This is a genomic window from Hydrocarboniphaga sp., from assembly GCF_965279055.1.
Taxonomy (GTDB): domain Bacteria; phylum Pseudomonadota; class Gammaproteobacteria; order Nevskiales; family Nevskiaceae; genus Hydrocarboniphaga.
Map to the genome: position 1 here is coordinate 4,920,001 of NZ_OZ257125.1, position 16,654 is coordinate 4,936,654.

A 16,654-nucleotide genomic window follows, 5' to 3' on the forward strand; every position below is an offset into this window, starting at 1 on the left:
ACCTCGATGTCGGCTCATCACATCCTGGGGCTGTAGCAGGTCCCAAGGGTCCGGCTGTTCGCCGGTTAAAGTGGTACGCGAGCTGGGTTCAGAACGTCGTGAGACAGTTCGGTCCCTATCTGCCGTGGGCGTTCGAAGTTTGAGAGGAGTTGACCTTAGTACGAGAGGACCGGGTTGAACGTATCTCTGGTGTTCCAGTTGTCACGCCAGTGGCATCGCTGGGTAGCTAAATACGGACGGGATAACCGCTGAAAGCATCTAAGCGGGAAGCCCACCTCAAGATGAGACTTCGCAGAGCTTTAAGCTCTCTTAAGAGCCCTTCTAGACTAGGAGGTTGATAGGCGCCATGTGGAAGTGCAGTAATGCATGTAGCTAAGGCGTACTAATTGCTCGTGAGGCTTGACCATATAACGCTCAAGCATTTTTTAACCGTCATCGCACCTTTGTGCCTTGAGAACAAAACGCTTACGCAACATCGTGTTGACTACAAACCAAATTCGAGCTTCTTGGACACCATAAACCAAGAACTCAGCCAGTTTGCCTGGCGGCATTAGCGAGTTGGAACCACCCGTTCCCATCCCGAACACGGAAGTGAAACGACTCAGCGCCGATGATAGTGTGGCAATGACCATGCGAGAGTAGGACACTGCCAGGCTCTTAATACCAACCCCCTCAACGTGTAGTCGTCGAGGGGGTTTCTTTTTGGCGGCGGGAAAAGTCGCTTCTGATGTGAAGCGCTGCACCAAGCCCGTTTCGCTCCTGTGAACCGCAGCACGGGCTTGAACACACAACACGACCACGCTTTGCAAGCCGCCATGAAGCGGCTTACTGCGGGGATCGCGTCATGAACAGCCAATTCAACTTGCGGCAATGGTTTCTGGCATTAATGCTTTTGTCGTTCTCGAGCCTGGGATGGGCCGCGGTCAATATCAACACCGCCGACGCAAAGACCATCGCCAAAGAACTCGACGGGGTCGGTGAGAAAATGGCGGCCGTGATTGTTGCCGAGCGTGCAAAAACGCCCTTTACCAGTCTGGATGACGTCGATAAACGGGTGAAAGGCTGGGGCAAGAAAACCAGCGAAAAGAACAAAGACAAAATCAAATTTGCTGACAAGTAACCCGCGACATTATTGAGCGGCGACCTTCGGCGTAAGTCGGGATCGCCGCTCTTTTCTTCTCAGTCGGCAGAAATATCGATCTCGAATAATTTTGGCCAACATTTGCCGGTAACGAAAAAATGGCCGGATTCCGGATCGAAAGCGATTCCGTTCAGAACATGTTCGCTCGCATTCCAACTGGCCGGCTTCTCGAACAGCGACGATAACCTGCTCAGATCAACCCAGGCGCGAACTTGCCCGCTGCCGGTCTGAATGACGGCGATCTTCGGGCTCATCCACACGTTGGCGTAGATCTCACCCCGCGCATACTCCAGCTCGTTGAGGCGTTCGACCGGATAAGCCTTTTCGGTGACGCTAATGCTGCCGGTGTCTTTCAGCGTTGCCGGATCAAGCTGGAACAGCTTGGAACTGCCGTCGCTCATTACCAGGCGTTCGCCACCTAGGGTCGGCATGTGGGTCAGGCCCCAACCTTCCCGCGGGATCTTGAAGCGGCGTTTCTCCCTGAGCTGGCGGTCGAAGATCATGCCCACGCCCTCGCGCCAGGTCAGCACGAAGACCTGATCGACCAGCGTGGTCAACCCTTCGCCGAACATCGCGGACGGAAGATTCAGCTGGCGCAACGTACGGCCCGTGCGCAGATCCTTGATGAAAACCTGGGATTGGCCATAGCCGCCGGTGCTCTCGTAAAGCTGTCCATCCCTGATTTCCAGTCCTTCGGTGAAGTGCCGGATGTCATGAGGGTATTTGGCGACGATGCGGTAGCCGAGGCTAGGCGTATCCGCTCCAGCGACCGTGGCCGAGTACAAAACCAGCAGACAAGCCCCGCCGAGCGCCTTCAAACCGCTTACAAGCCTCGGGAAAGCATAGGATTGTGAGGGAGTATTGACTTTTCTAGCCAAGTGCGTAAAGTTCCAAAATAGCGAAGAATGGGTTCTTCGTTAGCTTAATCTCAACAATGCTGGAACGTCTGTATAGACGGAGGATAGACACATGGCGGCGAAATCCAAAGCGGCGAAGAAGTCCTCGGCAAAGAAGGCGTCTAAGAAGACCGCCAAGAAGGCCGTGAAGAAAGTGGCAAAGAAGGCAGCTCCGAAGAAGGCCAGCAAAAAGGCCGTGAAGAAGGTTGCCAAGAAGGCGGCTCCGAAGAAGGCTGCGAAGAAGGTCGCCAAAAAAGCCACCAAGAAAGCCGCCCCGAAAAAGGCGGCTAAGAAGGTTGCCAAGAAGGCCGCCGGCAAGAAGACCAGCGTCAAGAAGGCCAAGGCTTCCGTCAAGAAGCTCGTCGCCAAGGCCAAGGGTACGGCCAAGAAGGCTCGCAAGTCCGTCAAGAAAGCAGTCGCGCCGGTTGTCGCGCCTGCCGAACCGGCGCTTGCTCCGGCTCCGACGCCGATCGTCTAAGCCTGTGGGCGGCACTGCCGCCTGCGCTTACGCCGCCAAAGACGCCCGGACACCACGTCCGGGTTGCTTTGTCGCTCAAGTTCACGAGCGGCAGTAGTCTCCGGCGCGTCTTACAATGTGTTGATTGCTCCGGCATTTCGGGGCCGCAACCCTTGGTGGCGCCGATGGACCGCAACCCATGATCCGCAGCATGACGGGCTATGCCCGCTCCGAAGCTCAAGGCCCCTGGGGTCGGCTGAGCTGGGAGATGCGCGGCGTCAATCATCGCTATCTCGACCTGCAGTTCAAGCTGCCGGACGATTTTCGTGCGCTCGAAAACGACTTCCGCAACCAGGCCAGCCCGCACGTGGCACGCGGCAAGGTCGAATGCGGCCTGCGCTACCAGCGCGACGGCGCGGCCGGCGGCTCGATCAGTATTGATGTGGGGCGATTGACCGACGTTCGCGATGCTTTGGATCTTATATCGCAGACGATAACGGCTGTTGCCTTGCCCGACGCGCTACGGGTGTTGGCGTATCCGGGTGTCACCCGGGAGGAGACGGCCGACACGGCACCGCTGCAAAAAGCCGCGCGCAGCCTGTTCGAGCAAACGCTGAAAGATTTCACCGACACCCGCAGTCGCGAAGGCCAGCGGCTCGGCGAGTTTCTGCTGGAGCGCTGCGATGCCCTGCTGGTTCTGGCCGGGCAGGTTCGCGACCGTTACGTGCAGGTCCGCGGCCTGTGGTGGGAGCGCATGCGCGCCCGCGCCCGCGAACTCGGCGTCGAGCTCGACCCGGGGCGGCTCGAACAGGAACTCGTCGTCGCGCTGCAACGCCTGGACGTCGAGGAAGAAATCTCGCGCCTGCTGTCGCACTTGCTGGAAGTGCGGGCGACCCTGGACCGGCCCGAGCCGGTCGGCCGGCGCCTGGACTTCCTGATGCAGGAACTCAATCGCGAAGCCAATACCTTGTCGTCCAAATCCCAGGACGCCGACATGACCCGGTACGCGGTCGAGATGAAAGTCAGCATCGAGCAGATGCGCGAACAGGTGCAGAACATCGAGTGATGTCTGGGCGCAGCCTGGCCCGCGACAGGCTTTGTCTGTTGTGACTTCCCCCGGTCGAGCGTGTAGTTAGCTTTCACCATGTGCTCAGCCCGTCGATGGATGCCCTGATCGGTGCGCGGGCGTGTGATCCGCGGCGAGCTGGATCACGCGGACGATGGTGGCGTTATCAGCCGCAGCGAAGCCATCGCGCAGGTGTTGCAGATGACCGTGCGCGAGGCCGGCGATTTCTTCGTAGAAGAATCCAGCGTCCCGCGCACACTTTGCCGATTTTCTGCTGGCGCTGTGCCCCTGCGCGCGCTCACCGTCCGTGACCGGCGACTGTCACTGATCCTGATCGCCGATTCTCGTGCGTTCTGATCAGTAAGTTGCACAGGACGCGACCGGCAAGTACCAGCCCTGAGCTGACGGCCGAAGACCATGATTGACTGATCTGAAAACGGTCATTCGTGGTGTTGGTATCTGCCTCGCCGCGTTGATGGTCGGTGAGATGGACGTCTTGACCCGTCCCGGTTATGCCTACTATCGAATTCGTTCAAGAGCGGCGTTACGTAATCGTCCGGCCGTAGTACAAGCTTTGCTAGCCGAAAGTTGTGCACGAGGTGCCCTATCCGTCGGCAACATGCCTAGTCGCCAAAGAGCGAGCGCGGAGGAGAAAGCGATGAACGCCAGCGTCAAAGAGGCACCGGTGGTATCGAAGCGGACCACTTGCGGTATTTGCGAAGCCTCTTGCGGCCTGGTCGTCGAGGTGCGTGGCGATGAGGTCCTAAGCATCCGGCCGGATGCTCAGCACCCTAGCTCAGCTGGCTTTGCGTGCTCCAAGGGCACCCAGTTTCATCATGTCCGCAACGATCCGGATCGGGTGACGCAGCCGCTTCGGCGTGCAGCCAACGGTGAGCTGGAACCGATCAGCTGGGATCAGGCGCTCGACGAGATCGGCAGCCGGCTGCGAGCCGTCATCAAGAACAACGGGACGCAAAGCGTCGGCGTGTATCTAGGCAATCCCATCGTCTGGAACTACGCCGCGTTTGCAACCGCCCTCGGCGTGGCGGCCGCGCTCAAGACCAAGCACACGTTTCTCGCGGCATCGCTCGATATCAACAATTACTACGTCGTCAACCAGCTGCTGTACGGCAACAATTTTCTGACGCTGTTCCCGGATGTTGCGCGTACCCAGTTCATGCTGATCCTGGGGTCCAACCCGGTGGTGTCCCACGGCAGCATGATGACCGTCGGCCATGTTCGCGAGGCGCTGCAGGACGTGGTCCGTCGTCGTGGCAGAGTCGTGGTAGTCGATCCGCGCAGGACGGAGACTGCCGAGCTTTTTGAGCATGTGCCGATCCGGCCCGACGCTGACGCCTGGCTGCTGGCAGCGATGATCCGTCTTCTGTTCGAGGAGGGATTGGTTGCGCAGAACACCATTGCCTCGCGAGTGAACGGTTTGCCGTTCCTGAAGGAATTGGTCGACGTCGCCACATTGAAACGGGCCTCTGTCGAGACACGGATTCCGGCCGACCGCATCGCTCAGCTCGCGCGCGACTTCGTCGCCGCGACAAGCGCCTCGTGCTACTGCCGCTGGGGATCTTCGCTGGGGCAGTTCTCAACGCTGACCAAGTATCTGGTCGATGCACTGAATCTGGTGACCGGCAACTTCGACCGCCCCGGCGGCGTCGTCTGCGGCCACTCAATGATCGACATCGAAAAGCTCATGAAGGACACCGGGCAGGTCGGCTATGACCGCTGGCGCTCGCGCGTGGAAGGTGTGCCGGAGGTGGCCGGCAGCGCGCCGATCGCCACAATGTCCGCCGAGATCGAAACACCCGGTGAAGGGCAGCTCAAGGCGCTGCTGGTGTCGCACGGCAACCCTGCGGCCTCGGGACCGGGTGGGCGCCGCCTGGAGAAAGCGCTCGGCGGGCTTGACCTGCTGGTCTCGATGGACCCCTATCTGACCGAAACCAGCCGCCTCGCGCATTACGTATTGCCGCCGACGTTGTGGATCGAGCGCGAAGGCTTTCCCATCTTCACGATGTCGCACACCGCGGTGCCGTACGCCCAATGGTCCGAGGCGGTAGTGCCACCGCCGCCTGGTGTCCGGGATGACTGGTGGATTCTCGATCAGATCTGCCGACGCATCGACATCGTGCCGTCGCCGTTCGCCGTGGTCAGGGCGCTGGGCAAGGTCGGCATCCGCTTTTCACCGCAGACCCTCGTGGACGCTTTCCTGCGACTCGGGCCCATGGGCGACTGGTTCGGTCTCCGCCCCAAGGGTTTCAACCGCGCCAAGCTGGTGCGCGATGGAGCCGGGGTCAAGTTGCACGATCATCCGCCCACTGGCGTGCTGGGCAAGCGCTTGGAAACGCATGACCACAAGGTGCATCTGGAGCACTCGGTGATACATGACGAGATGCAACGTCTGGCGTCGCGCCCGACGGTCGACGCGGCCTATCCGCTGTTCATCATCAGCGTGCGCGAGCTGCGTTCGCACAACACCTGGCTGCACAACATTCCGAAGCTAATGGCGGGTGATCGCTTCCAGCGACTGCGAGTGCACCCGACCGACGCCAGGGCCCACGACATTCGCAGCGGCGACCGGGTCCGTGTCGAGTCTGCATACGGTGCAATCGAAGTCATGGCCTGGGTCAGCGACGAAGTGATGCCCGGGACCGTCGGCCTGCCGCATGGCTGGGGTCATCGTGGCGGGTGGAAACGCGCCGTTGCTGCCGGCGGTGCCTGCTTCAACGACCTGACGTCCGACGCCGCCGGCCAATCGGATCGGCCGTCGGGCCAGCCGCAGCTCACCGGCGTCCCGGTACGAATCATCGGCCTGGGTCGCAGTGAATCGAACGAGCCGCAGGCGACCGAGGAAAGCCCATGCCGTTCGTGATCGCTGCACCTTGTGTCGCTGACTATTCCTGCGTTGAAGTCTGCCCGGTCAACTGCATTTCGCCGCGCCCAGACCAACCCGGGTTCGAAAAAACGGAGCAGCTGTACATCAATCCCAGCCTCTGCATTCATTGCGAAGCCTGCGTCGAGGCCTGCCCCGTCGGTGCGATCTTCGAGGCCAAGGCACTGCCCAAGAAATGGAAGGATTACGCGCGGATCAATGCCGAGTACTTCGAGAGGGTCGAGGAATGACCGCGGAACGACGAGTACTGCGGGTCGCGATCGTCGGGGCAGGACCCTCCGGGATGTACGCGGCCGGGCATCTGTTGCGTCAGCATGAGGTTACGGTGGAAGTGGATGTCTTCGATCGCTTGCCGACCCCATGGGGGCTGGTGCGAAACGGCGTAGCGCCAGACCACCCGGAGAAAAAAGGGGTGACCCGCGTTTTCGAGCTGACCGCCGCGATCCCGGGATTCCGCTTCTTCGGAAATGTCGAAATCGGTCGTGATGTACAGGCGGCCGAACTACGGGATTGGTACGACGCGGTGATCTACGCCTATGGCGCAGCGGCTTCGCGGCCTGCGGGCGTCCCCGGCAGTGACCTGCCGGGCTGTGGCTCCGCGACCGACTTCGTCAACTGGTACAACGGCCACCCTGATCACTCCGGCAGAACTTACGACTTCTCGACCGAGCGCGCAGTGATCATCGGTAATGGCAACGTTGCGCTCGACGTCGCTCGTATCCTGAGTCTGAGCTGCGATGAGTTGAAGCGCACCGACATTGCCGGGCATGCACTTGAGGCCTTGAGTCGTAGCCGTATCCGCGAGGTCGTCGTCATGGGAAGGCGCGGTCCCCAGTACGCTGCGTTCAACAATCCCGAGTTGGCAGAGCTTGGACATCTTGAAGGTGTCGATGTGTCGGTCGGCCCCGACGGCGTCGTCGATGAGGCAATTGCCAACGCGGGCGGTCTTTCCTGGGAAGCGCGCCGCAAGCTCGAAACACTGCGGAGTTGGAGTGCTCGACAAGCCGGGCCTGCGCGACGCATCCGGCTGCAGTTTCTGGCTACTCCGGTTGAAGTTGTCGGGGATCGCCGTTGCGAAGCAATACGTTTCGAGCACAACCAAGCGATGCAGGCCCGAAGGGAAGTGCAGGCACCGAGCAGTTGCGAGCTGCTGGAGACCGGCCTCGTGCTTTTTGCGATCGGGTTCCGGGGATGTGAGTTGCCAGGTGTGCCGTTCGACTCGGCAACCGGCACGGTCCCCCACCAAGCACAGCGAGTGAAGGGACTGGACCGCGGTGGCACCTATGTGACGGGATGGATCGCCCGCGGTCCGAGCGGAATCATCGGCTCCAACAAGCTGTGTGCTCATCGCGCAGTCGATGCCCTTTTCGAAGACTTCCGATCAGGGCGTATCGGCACCGATCTCGTATCGAGCGCCCGCGAGGTTGCGGACGTACTTCAAAAGCGATCAATTGGTGTGGTCAGCTACAGAGGCTGGCAATCCATCGACGAGGCCGAGCTGTCGGCAGGCGCCGGGATCGATCGTCCGCGCCTGAAGCGGACTGACTGGTCCGAGCTGCTTGCCACTGCGCGTCCTCACGGATTGTGACTGCTTGGCCCGATTAGCTTTCGAAGGGCATGGAGCAGACGATCCCGACGGGTAGCCTCTAGTACATGAGCGTCTCGGGTTAGTCGGCAGAATGCTCACCGGCCGTCAGGCGCGCGATCTGCTGATCACGAAGTACGAGAACAGCCGCTCAACTGAGTGACAATCCGCAGCCCCAAAGAATCCCCCTCCGGCGGCCTCGAACCCGCTTAGTTGAAGGCGACGCGAAGGTTGCGGACGTTCCGAATTGCTGTTCGACATCGCTGGACCAAAGCGCAAAACAAGGCTCGTCTTCAGACCGGGGAAAGCTCGCGCTGACCAGACTCGGCGCGCCGCTTCACCAGTACGGCATCCGTGCGAAGCCGCTGATTGCGGCGGCCTGCCACTGCGGCGATGCCCCGTGCTTGTTCTCAAGGAAAGGAATCCATGCCCCAGAAAAAGAAACACGCCCGCGCTGAGCCGGCCTCGAAAAAACCGCCATCCAAGTCCGTTCCCTTGACCGGTGAAGCCATCCCCAGCGCGTTGGCGACGGTGGGCGGGCCTTCCACCGCGCAGATCGATCCGGCAGCCGCCACGACCAGGCCACAGAAGAATGCGGTCCGGCAAAAGGCCGGCGCCCAGGTGATGGCTCAGGCGCAGCCATTCAACGCACTGAAAGCCGGCGAGCACGGTTACGACAACGCGCACGCGCCGCGGGCCGGCACCGCCGTGGCATCGCCGAATCCTTTGGCAACGGCGAGCACGCAGACCGAGTCGAGCGCATCGGCGAAGACCGGCGGCGCCGCGGCCGCCGGCGTCAACGCCACCATCGACACGCTGGATCGCGTGCGCGTCGACTCGGCGGGCCAGGCGCTGACCACCAACATGGGCACGGCGATCAGCGACAACCAGAACTCTTTGAAGGCCGGCCTGCGCGGGCCGACGCTGCTCGAAGACTTCGTGCTGCGCGAGAAGCTCACGCACTTTGATCACGAGCGCATTCCCGAGCGCATCGTCCATGCGCGCGGGTCCGGCGCGCATGGCTATTTCGAGTGCTACAAGCCGCTCGGCAAGCTGACCAAGGCTGCACCTTTCGCGGCGGCCGGCAAGATCACGCCGGTGTTCGTGCGCTTTTCGACGGTGGCCGGCGAGCGCGGTTCCACCGATCTCGCGCGCGACGTTCGCGGCTTCGCGGTCAAGTTCTATACCGACGAGGGCAACTGGGACATCGTCGGCAACAACATCCCGGTGTTCTTCATCCAGGACGCGATGAAGTTTCCGGACCTGATCCACGCGGTGAAGCCCGAACCCCACAACGGCATTCCGCAGGCCGCGTCGGCGCACGACACGTTCTGGGACTTCGCCAGCCTGATGCCCGAGTCCACGCACATGCTGCTGTGGGTGATGTCGGACCGCGCGCTGCCGCGCAGCTATCGCACGATGCAGGGTTTCGGCGTTCACACCTTCCGGCTGGTCAACGAAGCCGGGAAGTCGGTGTTCTGCAAGTTTCATTGGAACCCGGTGGCCGGCACGCATTCCGTGGTCTGGGACGAGGCGGTGAAGATCAGCGGCGCCGACGCCGACTACCATCGCCGCGATCTGTGGGAAGCGATCGAGGCCGGCTCGTTCCCGGAATGGGAACTGTGCCTGCAGACGTTCACCGAGGAGCAGGCGGAACAGTTCAGCTTCGACGTGCTCGACGCCACCAAGATCGTGCCGGAGGAGCTGGTGCCGCTGGTTCCCGTCGGCCGCATGGTGCTGAACCGCAACCCCGACAACTTCTTCGCAGAAACCGAGCAGGTGGCTTTCGGTACCGCCAACGTGGTGCCGGGCATCGACTTCAGCAACGACCCGCTGCTGCACGGCCGGCACCACTCGTATCTCGACACGCAGCTCAGCCGCCTGGGCGGCCCGAATTTCCACGAGCTGCCGATCAACGCCTCGATCGCGCCGGTGCACAACAATCAGCGCGACGGCATCCACCGTCAGGCGATACCGCGCGGGCGTGTCGCCTACGAGCCGAATTCACTCGGCGGCGGTTGCCCGTTTCAGGCCGGCATGCGCGGCTTCACGACGTTTCCCGCGCCGGTGTTCGAAGACAAGCTGCGCGGCAAGCCGGAGAAGTTCGCCGATCACTACACGCAGGCGACTTTGTTCTGGAACAGCCAGACGCAGGTGGAGAAGAACCACATCATCGCCGCGTTCCGCTTCGAGCTGACGCGCGTGCAGGTGCAGGCGATCCGCGAGCGCGTGCTCGGCCTGCTGGCGAATGTGGCGGACGAGCTCGCTCAGGGTGTCGCCGCTGGTCTCGGCATTCCGGTGCCACCGGCCCAGCCGAGGGCGCTGGCGAACGCGGCCAAGCCCGAAGTCGAGGTGTCGAAGATGCTGTCGCTGTTCGCTCGTCCGGGCGATGGCAGCGCCACCGGCAAGAAGATCGCATTGCTGGTGTGCGATGGCGTCGACGGTGTGTCCTTGCGCGCCGTGCATCAGGCGCTGATCGAAGCCGGTGCCGCGCCGCGCTTCGTCGGCGCGAGGCTCGGCATCGTCAAGCCCGAATCGGGCCAGCCCATCCACGTCGAGATCACCACCGAAACCGCGCCGTCCGTGCTCTGGGACGCCGTGGTGATTCCCGGCGGCGAGGCGGCGCAGGCCAGCTTGTCGGCGCTCGGGCAGGTGAAGGAATTCCTGAAGGACCAATACCGCCACTGCAAACCGATACTCGCGCTGGGCGCATCGCGGCAGCTCATCGAGGCGGCCGGTTTACCGACGGTGCTTGCCGATGGCAGCCCCGATCTGGGAATCATCCAGGATGCGATGTCGGCGAAGGGGAAACGAAGGTCGGCCGGCGTGGACGCGTTCATCGCCGCACTGGCCAAGCATCGCTACTTCGATCGAGACATGGATCCGCCGTTGGTTTAGGCAGACAGGCAACGGGGCGCGGTGGCCCTTTGCCTTGCACGGCGAGGTCCGCCGCAGTTCGTTGGCGACGTCGTCTGGGCTTGGTATCGGCGCGGGTCGATGACGGCAGCCCCTTCTACCTTAGATTTGTTTCCGTGTCGGCAAGCCTAGGGGCGTGCCGATGAGGGATCCATGAATCGCCTGGCGACGGTCGTCGGAAGCGTTCACGCTACCGTTCGGGCGGACTGCCGAGCCCTTTTCCGCCGCCGGCTCTTCCGGTCCGCGCGCTTTGACCGCAAACTGCGCCGCCCGGCGTTGCTGCCGCCGCCGACAACCGAGCGTTTCGTGAGCCTCAACCCGACTTCCCCAGGCGGTCTGTTCATCCTGTCGGCGCCGTCCGGCGGCGGCAAGACCAGCCTCAGCCGCGCGCTGTTGCCCTACCTGGCGGCGCATGGCGTCAGCGCCGAAATCTCGGTTTCGTACACCACGCGCGCGCCGCGGCCCGGCGAGCAGCATGGCGTGCACTACCACTTCACCGACATGCCGGGTTTCCTGGCGATGGCGCAAGGCAACGAATTCCTTGAGCACGCCGAAGTCTTCGGCCGCCGCTACGGCACCGGGCGCGCCCGCACCCGGGCGCTGCTCGACGCCGGCCACGACGTCATCCTGGACATCGACTGGCAGGGCGCGCGCCAGGTTCGGCAGCAGCATCCGGCCGTGACCAGCATCTTCATCCTGCCGCCTTCGGCCGCTGAGCTCGAACGCCGGCTGCGTTCGCGCGGCACCGACAGCGACGACGTCATCGCCGGGCGCATGGCCGCTGCGCGCGAGGAGATGTCGCACCACGACGAATACGACTATCTGGTCATCAACCAGGATTTCGACAGGGCCGTGGCCGAACTCGGCGCGATCCTGCTGGCGCCGCGGCTGCAGGCGGCGCGCCAGCGCAGCGGCCACCAGGCGCTGATCGAGGATCTGCTGGCCTCGCCCGGGCAAATCGGCTAAACTCGCCGCCCTTTTCCGCTGCCAGAGTTGTGCACATGGCCCGCGTTACCGTCGAAGATTGCCTCGATAAGATCCCCAACCAGTTCGAACTGACCCTGGTCGCAGCCAAGCGCGCCCGTCAGCTCGCCCGCGGCGCCGAAGCGCGCCTGCCCTGGGGCAACCACAAGTCCACCGTGCTGTCGCTGCGTGAAATCGCCGACGGACATGTCGGCAAGGACGTCCTCGCCGAGCAGGATCTGCCGGCGATCCAGCAGCCCAAGGTCGACCTCGAGCCGCTCGACGCCAGCTTCGATCTTTAAGCTGTCCTCTTGCGTGCAAGCATGCTGTAGCGAGGCCGGCTTATTGCCGGCCTTGTCGTTTGCGAACGCGTCCGCGCTGCCGTCGTCCCTTTCAAAAAGTACTTAATGCCCACACGTCTCGAACTTGCCAACGCGATCCGCGCCCTCTCGATGGACGCGGTGCAGAAAGCCAACTCCGGCCACCCCGGCATGCCGATGGGCATGGCCGACATCGCCGAAGTGCTGTGGAACGACTACCTCTCGCATCATCCGGCGGACCCGAAGTGGTTCAACCGCGACCGCTTCGTCGTCAGCAACGGCCACGGTTCGATGCTGCTGTATTCGCTGCTGCATCTGAGCGGCTACGGCCTGACGATCGATGATCTGAAGAACTTCCGTCAGCTGCACAGCAAGACGCCGGGCCATCCCGAGCAGTACGTGACGGCCGGCGTCGAAACCACCACCGGCCCGCTGGGCCAGGGCCTGGCGAACGCGGTCGGCATGGCGATCGCCGAATCGGTGCTCGGCTGGCAGTTCAACCGCGACGGCTTTCCGGTCGTCGATCACTACACCTACGTCTTCGCCGGCGACGGTTGCCTGATGGAGGGCATCAGCCACGAGGCCTGCTCGCTGGCCGGTACGCTCGGCCTGGGCAAGCTGATCGTGTTCTACGACGACAACAACATCTCGATCGACGGCGAAGTGCATGACTGGTTCGCCGACGACACGCCCGGCCGCTTCGAAGCCTATGGCTGGCAGGTCGTGCGCAAGGTCAACGGCCACGACCCGGCCGAGATCAAGCTGGCGATCGAAACCGCGCGCGCGTCCAAGGACAAGCCGACGCTGATCTGCTGCAAGACCGTCATCGGCTTCGGCTCGCCGAACAAGGCCGGCAAGGAGTCCTCGCATGGCGCGCCGCTGGGCGCCGAGGAGATCGCCAAGACCCGCGAGCAGCTGGGCTGGCCGCATGCGCCGTTCGAGATTCCGCAGGACATCCGCGACGGCTGGAACACCATGGAGAAAGGCGCGACCGCGCAACGCGTGTGGAACGCGCTGTTCGATCGCTACGCCGCCGAGTATCCGAAGGAAGCCGCCGAACTGCGTCGCCGCATCGCCGGCAAGCTGCCGGAAAACTGGGCGGAAACCGTCGCTCACCTGCATTCGACTTTCCTCGCCGTCGACAAGCCGGTGGCGACGCGTAAAAGCTCGCAGAACGCGCTCAACCTGATCGCGCCGCAGCTGCCGGAATTCCTCGGCGGCTCGGCGGATCTGACCGATTCCAACCTGACTCGCTGGGAAGGCGCGCTGACCAGCAAGCCGGCTCGCGTGTTCGGCAATTACATCTCCTACGGCGTGCGCGAATTCGGCATGGCGGCCGCCATGAACGGCATGCTGCTGCACGGCGGCCTGATCCCGTTCGGCGGCACCTTCCTGGTGTTTTCTGACTATTCGCGCAACGCGGTACGCATGGCCGCGCTGATGAAGATCGGCGTGATCCACGTATTCACGCACGACTCGATCGGCCTGGGCGAAGACGGCCCGACGCACCAGCCGGTGGAGCATGTTTCGGCGCTGCGCCTGATTCCGAACCTGGAAACCTGGCGCCCGGCCGACGCGTTCGAAACCGCGATCGCCTGGCAGGCGGCCGTCGAGCGCCGCAATGGCCCGACCGCGCTGGCGCTGTCGCGGCAGAACCTGCCGCCGCAGCCGCATCCGGCCGGGCAGGCCGAACAGATTTTGCGTGGCGGCTACGTCGTCCACGAGCCGCTCGGCAGCTTCGAGGCGGTGATCATCGCCACCGGCTCGGAAGTCTCGATCGCCGTCGACGCGGCGAAGAAACTGGCCGACGCCGGCCACGCGGTGCGCGTCGTATCGATGCCCTGCGCCGAGCGCTTCCTGAAGCAGGACGCGGCCTACCGCACGAGCGTGTTGCCCAAAGGCTCCAAGCGCCTCGCGGTCGAAGCCGGCGTTACGCAGTACTGGCGCGGCTTCGTCGGCGACGACGGCGACGTGATCGGCGTCGACAGCTTCGGCGAATCGGCGCCCGCGCCGGCGCTGTTCGAGCACTTCGGGCTCACCGTTTCCAACATCGTTTCGCGCGTGCAGGCCTTGATCGGCTGAAGCGTCGCTCCCACCTTTGTCGTCAACGTTTGGCTAATCAAGAGGATCGAGACATGGCAGTGAAAGTAGGCATCAACGGCTTCGGCCGCATCGGCCGCAACGTGCTGCGCGCCGCAGTGCAGAATTTCGGCGACATCGAAATCGTCGCGATCAACGACCTGCTCGAGCCCGACTATCTCGCCTACATGCTCAAGTACGATTCCGTGCACGGCCACTTCAAGGGCGAAGTCTCGATCGAAGGCGGCGCGCTGATCGTCAACGGCAAGAAGATCCGCCTGACGCAGGAACGCGATCCGCTGAACCTGAAGTGGAACGAAGTCGGCGCCGACGTCGTCATCGAATCCACCGGCCTGTTCCTCGACAAGGCCACCGCGCAGAAGCACATCGACGCGGGCGCGCCGAAAGTCATCCTGTCGGCGCCGTCGAAAGACGACACCCCCATGTTCGTCTACGGCGTCAATCACAAGACCTACGCCGGCCAGCAGATCATCAGCAACGCCTCGTGCACGACCAACTGCCTGGCGCCGTTGGCCAAGGTCATCAACGACAAATGGGGCATCAAGCGCGGCCTGATGACCACGGTGCACGCCACCACCGCGACGCAGAAGACCGTCGACGGTCCGAGCAGCAAGGACTGGCGCGGCGGTCGCGGCATTCTCGAGAACATCATTCCCTCGTCCACCGGCGCGGCCAAGGCCGTCGGCGTGGTGATTCCGGAGCTCAACAAGAAGCTCACCGGCATGAGCTTCCGCGTGCCGACCTCCGACGTTTCGGTTGTCGATCTGACCGCCGAGCTGGAAAAGCCGGCGACGTATGAAGAGATCAAGGCCGAAATGAAGGCGCAGTCCGAAGGTGCGCTCAAGGGCATCCTCGGCTACACCGAAGACAAGGTCGTCGCCACCGACTTCCGCGGCGACGCCCGCACCTCGATCTTCGACGCCGACGCCGGCATCGCGCTCGACAGCACCTTCGTCAAGCTGGTCAGCTGGTACGACAACGAGTGGGGCTACTCCAACAAGTGCCTGGAAATGGCGCGCGTCGTAGCCGCGAAGTAATCGCCGCGTTTCGAATGAGACCCCTCCTTTACCGGAGGGGTTTTCGCTTGCACAGCCTTATGGAACACACATGAATTTTCTCCGCCTCGCTGATCTCGATCTGACCAACCAGCGCGTGTTCATCCGCGCCGACCTCAACGTGCCGCAGGACGACACCGGCGCGATCACCGAAGACACGCGCATCCGCGCGTCGATTCCCGGCATTCAGCTGGCTTTGAAGAAAGGCGCGGCGGTGATGGTCACCAGCCATCTGGGCCGTCCGACCGAAGGCGAGTTCAAGCCGGCCGATTCGCTGGCGCCGATCGCCAAGCGCATGAGCGAGCTGCTCGGCCAGGAAGTGAAGCTGATCCAGAACTGGGTCGACGGTGGTTTCACCGTCAAGCCGGGCGAAGTGGTGCTGCTCGAGAACTGCCGCTGCAACAAGGGCGAGAAGAAGAACAGCGAAGAGCTCGCAAAAAAAATGGCGCTGCTGTGCGACGTCTACGCCAATGACGCCTTCGGCACCGCGCATCGCGCCGAGGCCACCACGGTGGGTCTCGCGCTCGCGGCGAAAGTTGCCTGCGCCGGCCCGCTGGTGGCCGCCGAACTGGAAGCGCTCGGCAAGGCGCTGGGCAATCCGAAGCGCCCGCTGGTGGCGATCGTCGGCGGTTCCAAGGTCTCGACCAAGCTGACGATTCTCGACGCGCTCGCCGACAAGGTCGACCAGCTGGTCGTCGGCGGCGGCATCGCCAACACCTTCCTGCTCGCGGCGGGCAAGCCGATCGGCAAATCGCTGGCCGAAAAAGATCTGGTGCCGGAAGCCAGGCGCATCATCGACAAGCTCGCCCAGCGCGGCGCCTCGGTGCCGATCCCGACCGACGTGGTCACCGCGACCCGGTTCGCCGCCGATGCCGCGCCGAGCGTGAAGTCGGCCGATGACGTGGCCGACGACGACATGATCTTCGACATCGGCCCGGATACCTCGGCGCAGCTCGCCGAGATCATGGCCAAGGCCGGCACCATCGTCTGGAACGGACCGGTCGGCGTGTTCGAGTTCGACTCGTTCGCGGCCGGCACGAAGTCGCTGGCCGAGGCGATCGCCAGGTCCAGCGCGATGTCGATCGCCGGCGGCGGCGATACCGTCGCGGCGATCGCCAAGTTCGGCATCGAGAAGGACGTCGGTTACATCTCGACCGCCGGCGGCGCGTTCCTGGAATTCCTCGAAGGCAAGAAGCTGCCGGCGGTGGAAGCGCTGGAGCAGCGCTTCAAGGGCTGAGCTTCGCCGCTGTCAT

The 16,654-nt window shown here is 63.1% G+C and carries 14 protein-coding genes and 2 rRNA genes (1 of these 16 cut by a window edge); 15 read left to right on the plus strand and 1 reads right to left on the minus strand.

Features of this window, described 5'->3' with window-relative positions; translation table 11 throughout:
- From ACQZF9_RS22010 to ACQZF9_RS22020, 3 genes are all read left to right on the plus strand, one after another.
- A 23S ribosomal RNA gene (locus tag ACQZF9_RS22010) occupies positions 1-407 on the plus strand (it extends 2,435 nt beyond the left edge of the window).
- 133 nt (positions 408-540) lie between these two features.
- Positions 541-655, plus strand: a 5S ribosomal RNA gene (rrf, locus tag ACQZF9_RS22015).
- A 189-nt stretch (positions 656-844) separates the two neighbouring features.
- The gene (locus ACQZF9_RS22020; RefSeq protein ID WP_428311103.1) at positions 845-1,120 is read left to right on the plus strand and encodes a ComEA family DNA-binding protein; all 276 of its coding nucleotides are present in this window, start codon (positions 845-847) and stop codon (positions 1,118-1,120) included.
- A 59-nt stretch (positions 1,121-1,179) separates the two neighbouring features.
- On the opposite strand, the gene ACQZF9_RS22025 is transcribed toward ACQZF9_RS22020, so the two are convergent.
- Positions 1,180-1,959 carry a glutaminyl-peptide cyclotransferase gene (locus ACQZF9_RS22025; RefSeq protein ID WP_428311104.1) on the minus strand — a complete coding sequence of 260 codons (780 nt, stop codon included), beginning with the start codon at positions 1,957-1,959 and terminating at the stop codon, positions 1,180-1,182.
- Positions 1,960-2,110: 151 nt separating this feature from the next.
- Here ACQZF9_RS22025 and ACQZF9_RS22030 point away from each other — a divergent pair, with 151 nt between their 5' ends.
- The 12 genes from ACQZF9_RS22030 (at position 2,111) to ACQZF9_RS22085 (ending at position 16,638) form a co-directional block, all read left to right on the plus strand.
- Positions 2,111-2,515, plus strand: a complete 405-nt coding sequence (locus ACQZF9_RS22030; RefSeq protein WP_428311105.1) for a histidine biosynthesis protein HisIE — start codon at positions 2,111-2,113, stop codon at positions 2,513-2,515.
- A 124-nt stretch (positions 2,516-2,639) separates the two neighbouring features.
- On the plus strand, positions 2,640-3,560 hold the full coding sequence (locus tag ACQZF9_RS22035; RefSeq protein ID WP_428311106.1) for a YicC/YloC family endoribonuclease: 921 nt from the start codon (positions 2,640-2,642) through the stop codon (positions 3,558-3,560).
- 123 nt (positions 3,561-3,683) lie between these two features.
- Positions 3,684-3,917, plus strand: coding sequence for a hypothetical protein (locus ACQZF9_RS22040; protein ID WP_428311107.1), 234 nt, complete (start codon positions 3,684-3,686; stop codon positions 3,915-3,917).
- A gap of 301 nt (positions 3,918-4,218) precedes the next feature.
- Positions 4,219-6,441, plus strand: a complete 2,223-nt coding sequence (locus ACQZF9_RS22045) for a molybdopterin-dependent oxidoreductase (protein WP_428311108.1) — start codon at positions 4,219-4,221, stop codon at positions 6,439-6,441.
- Positions 6,429-6,692 (plus strand): 4Fe-4S dicluster domain-containing protein, encoded by a 264-nt coding sequence (locus ACQZF9_RS22050; protein ID WP_428311109.1) that lies wholly within the window; start codon positions 6,429-6,431, stop codon positions 6,690-6,692. The genes ACQZF9_RS22045 and ACQZF9_RS22050 overlap by 13 nt, the downstream gene beginning before the upstream one ends.
- Positions 6,689-8,050 carry an FAD-dependent oxidoreductase gene (locus tag ACQZF9_RS22055; RefSeq protein ID WP_428311110.1) on the plus strand — a complete coding sequence of 454 codons (1,362 nt, stop codon included), beginning with the start codon at positions 6,689-6,691 and terminating at the stop codon, positions 8,048-8,050. Before ACQZF9_RS22050 ends, ACQZF9_RS22055 begins: the two co-directional genes overlap by 4 nt.
- A gap of 423 nt (positions 8,051-8,473) precedes the next feature.
- A complete protein-coding gene (locus ACQZF9_RS22060; protein WP_428311111.1) occupies positions 8,474-10,945 on the plus strand; it encodes a catalase in 2,472 nt (823 codons plus the stop codon).
- Between the two features lie 324 nt (positions 10,946-11,269).
- Positions 11,270-11,929: a guanylate kinase gene (gene gmk / locus ACQZF9_RS22065; protein ID WP_428311112.1), complete on the plus strand. Its 660-nt coding sequence runs from the start codon at positions 11,270-11,272 to the stop codon at positions 11,927-11,929.
- A gap of 35 nt (positions 11,930-11,964) precedes the next feature.
- Positions 11,965-12,228 (plus strand): DNA-directed RNA polymerase subunit omega, encoded by a 264-nt coding sequence (rpoZ, locus tag ACQZF9_RS22070; RefSeq protein WP_428311113.1) that lies wholly within the window; start codon positions 11,965-11,967, stop codon positions 12,226-12,228.
- Positions 12,229-12,333: 105 nt separating this feature from the next.
- On the plus strand, positions 12,334-14,328 hold the full coding sequence (gene tkt / locus ACQZF9_RS22075) for a transketolase (RefSeq protein ID WP_428311114.1): 1,995 nt from the start codon (positions 12,334-12,336) through the stop codon (positions 14,326-14,328).
- Between the two features lie 53 nt (positions 14,329-14,381).
- Entirely contained in the window at positions 14,382-15,383 is a 1,002-nt protein-coding gene (gene gap, locus ACQZF9_RS22080; protein ID WP_428311115.1) for a type I glyceraldehyde-3-phosphate dehydrogenase, read from the plus strand.
- Positions 15,384-15,453: 70 nt separating this feature from the next.
- Positions 15,454-16,638 carry a phosphoglycerate kinase gene (locus tag ACQZF9_RS22085; RefSeq protein WP_428311116.1) on the plus strand — a complete coding sequence of 395 codons (1,185 nt, stop codon included), beginning with the start codon at positions 15,454-15,456 and terminating at the stop codon, positions 16,636-16,638.
- Positions 16,639-16,654: the final 16 nt, after the last annotated feature.

Bases quoted from the DNA above. Each gene is read 5' to 3' on its own strand.
- ACQZF9_RS22020 (WP_428311103.1), top strand. From the start codon at position 845: ATGAACAGCCAATTCAACTTGCGGCAATGGTTTCTGGCATTAATGCTT.
- ACQZF9_RS22030 (WP_428311105.1), top strand. From the start codon at position 2,111: ATGGCGGCGAAATCCAAAGCGGCGAAGAAGTCCTCGGCAAAGAAGGCG.
- ACQZF9_RS22045 (WP_428311108.1), top strand. From the start codon at position 4,219: ATGAACGCCAGCGTCAAAGAGGCACCGGTGGTATCGAAGCGGACCACT.
- ACQZF9_RS22050 (WP_428311109.1), top strand. From the start codon at position 6,429: ATGCCGTTCGTGATCGCTGCACCTTGTGTCGCTGACTATTCCTGCGTT.
- ACQZF9_RS22055 (WP_428311110.1), top strand. From the start codon at position 6,689: ATGACCGCGGAACGACGAGTACTGCGGGTCGCGATCGTCGGGGCAGGA.
- ACQZF9_RS22060 (WP_428311111.1), top strand. From the start codon at position 8,474: ATGCCCCAGAAAAAGAAACACGCCCGCGCTGAGCCGGCCTCGAAAAAA.
- rpoZ (WP_428311113.1), top strand. From the start codon at position 11,965: ATGGCCCGCGTTACCGTCGAAGATTGCCTCGATAAGATCCCCAACCAG.
- tkt (WP_428311114.1), top strand. From the start codon at position 12,334: ATGCCCACACGTCTCGAACTTGCCAACGCGATCCGCGCCCTCTCGATG.
- gap (WP_428311115.1), top strand. From the start codon at position 14,382: ATGGCAGTGAAAGTAGGCATCAACGGCTTCGGCCGCATCGGCCGCAAC.
- ACQZF9_RS22085 (WP_428311116.1), top strand. From the start codon at position 15,454: ATGAATTTTCTCCGCCTCGCTGATCTCGATCTGACCAACCAGCGCGTG.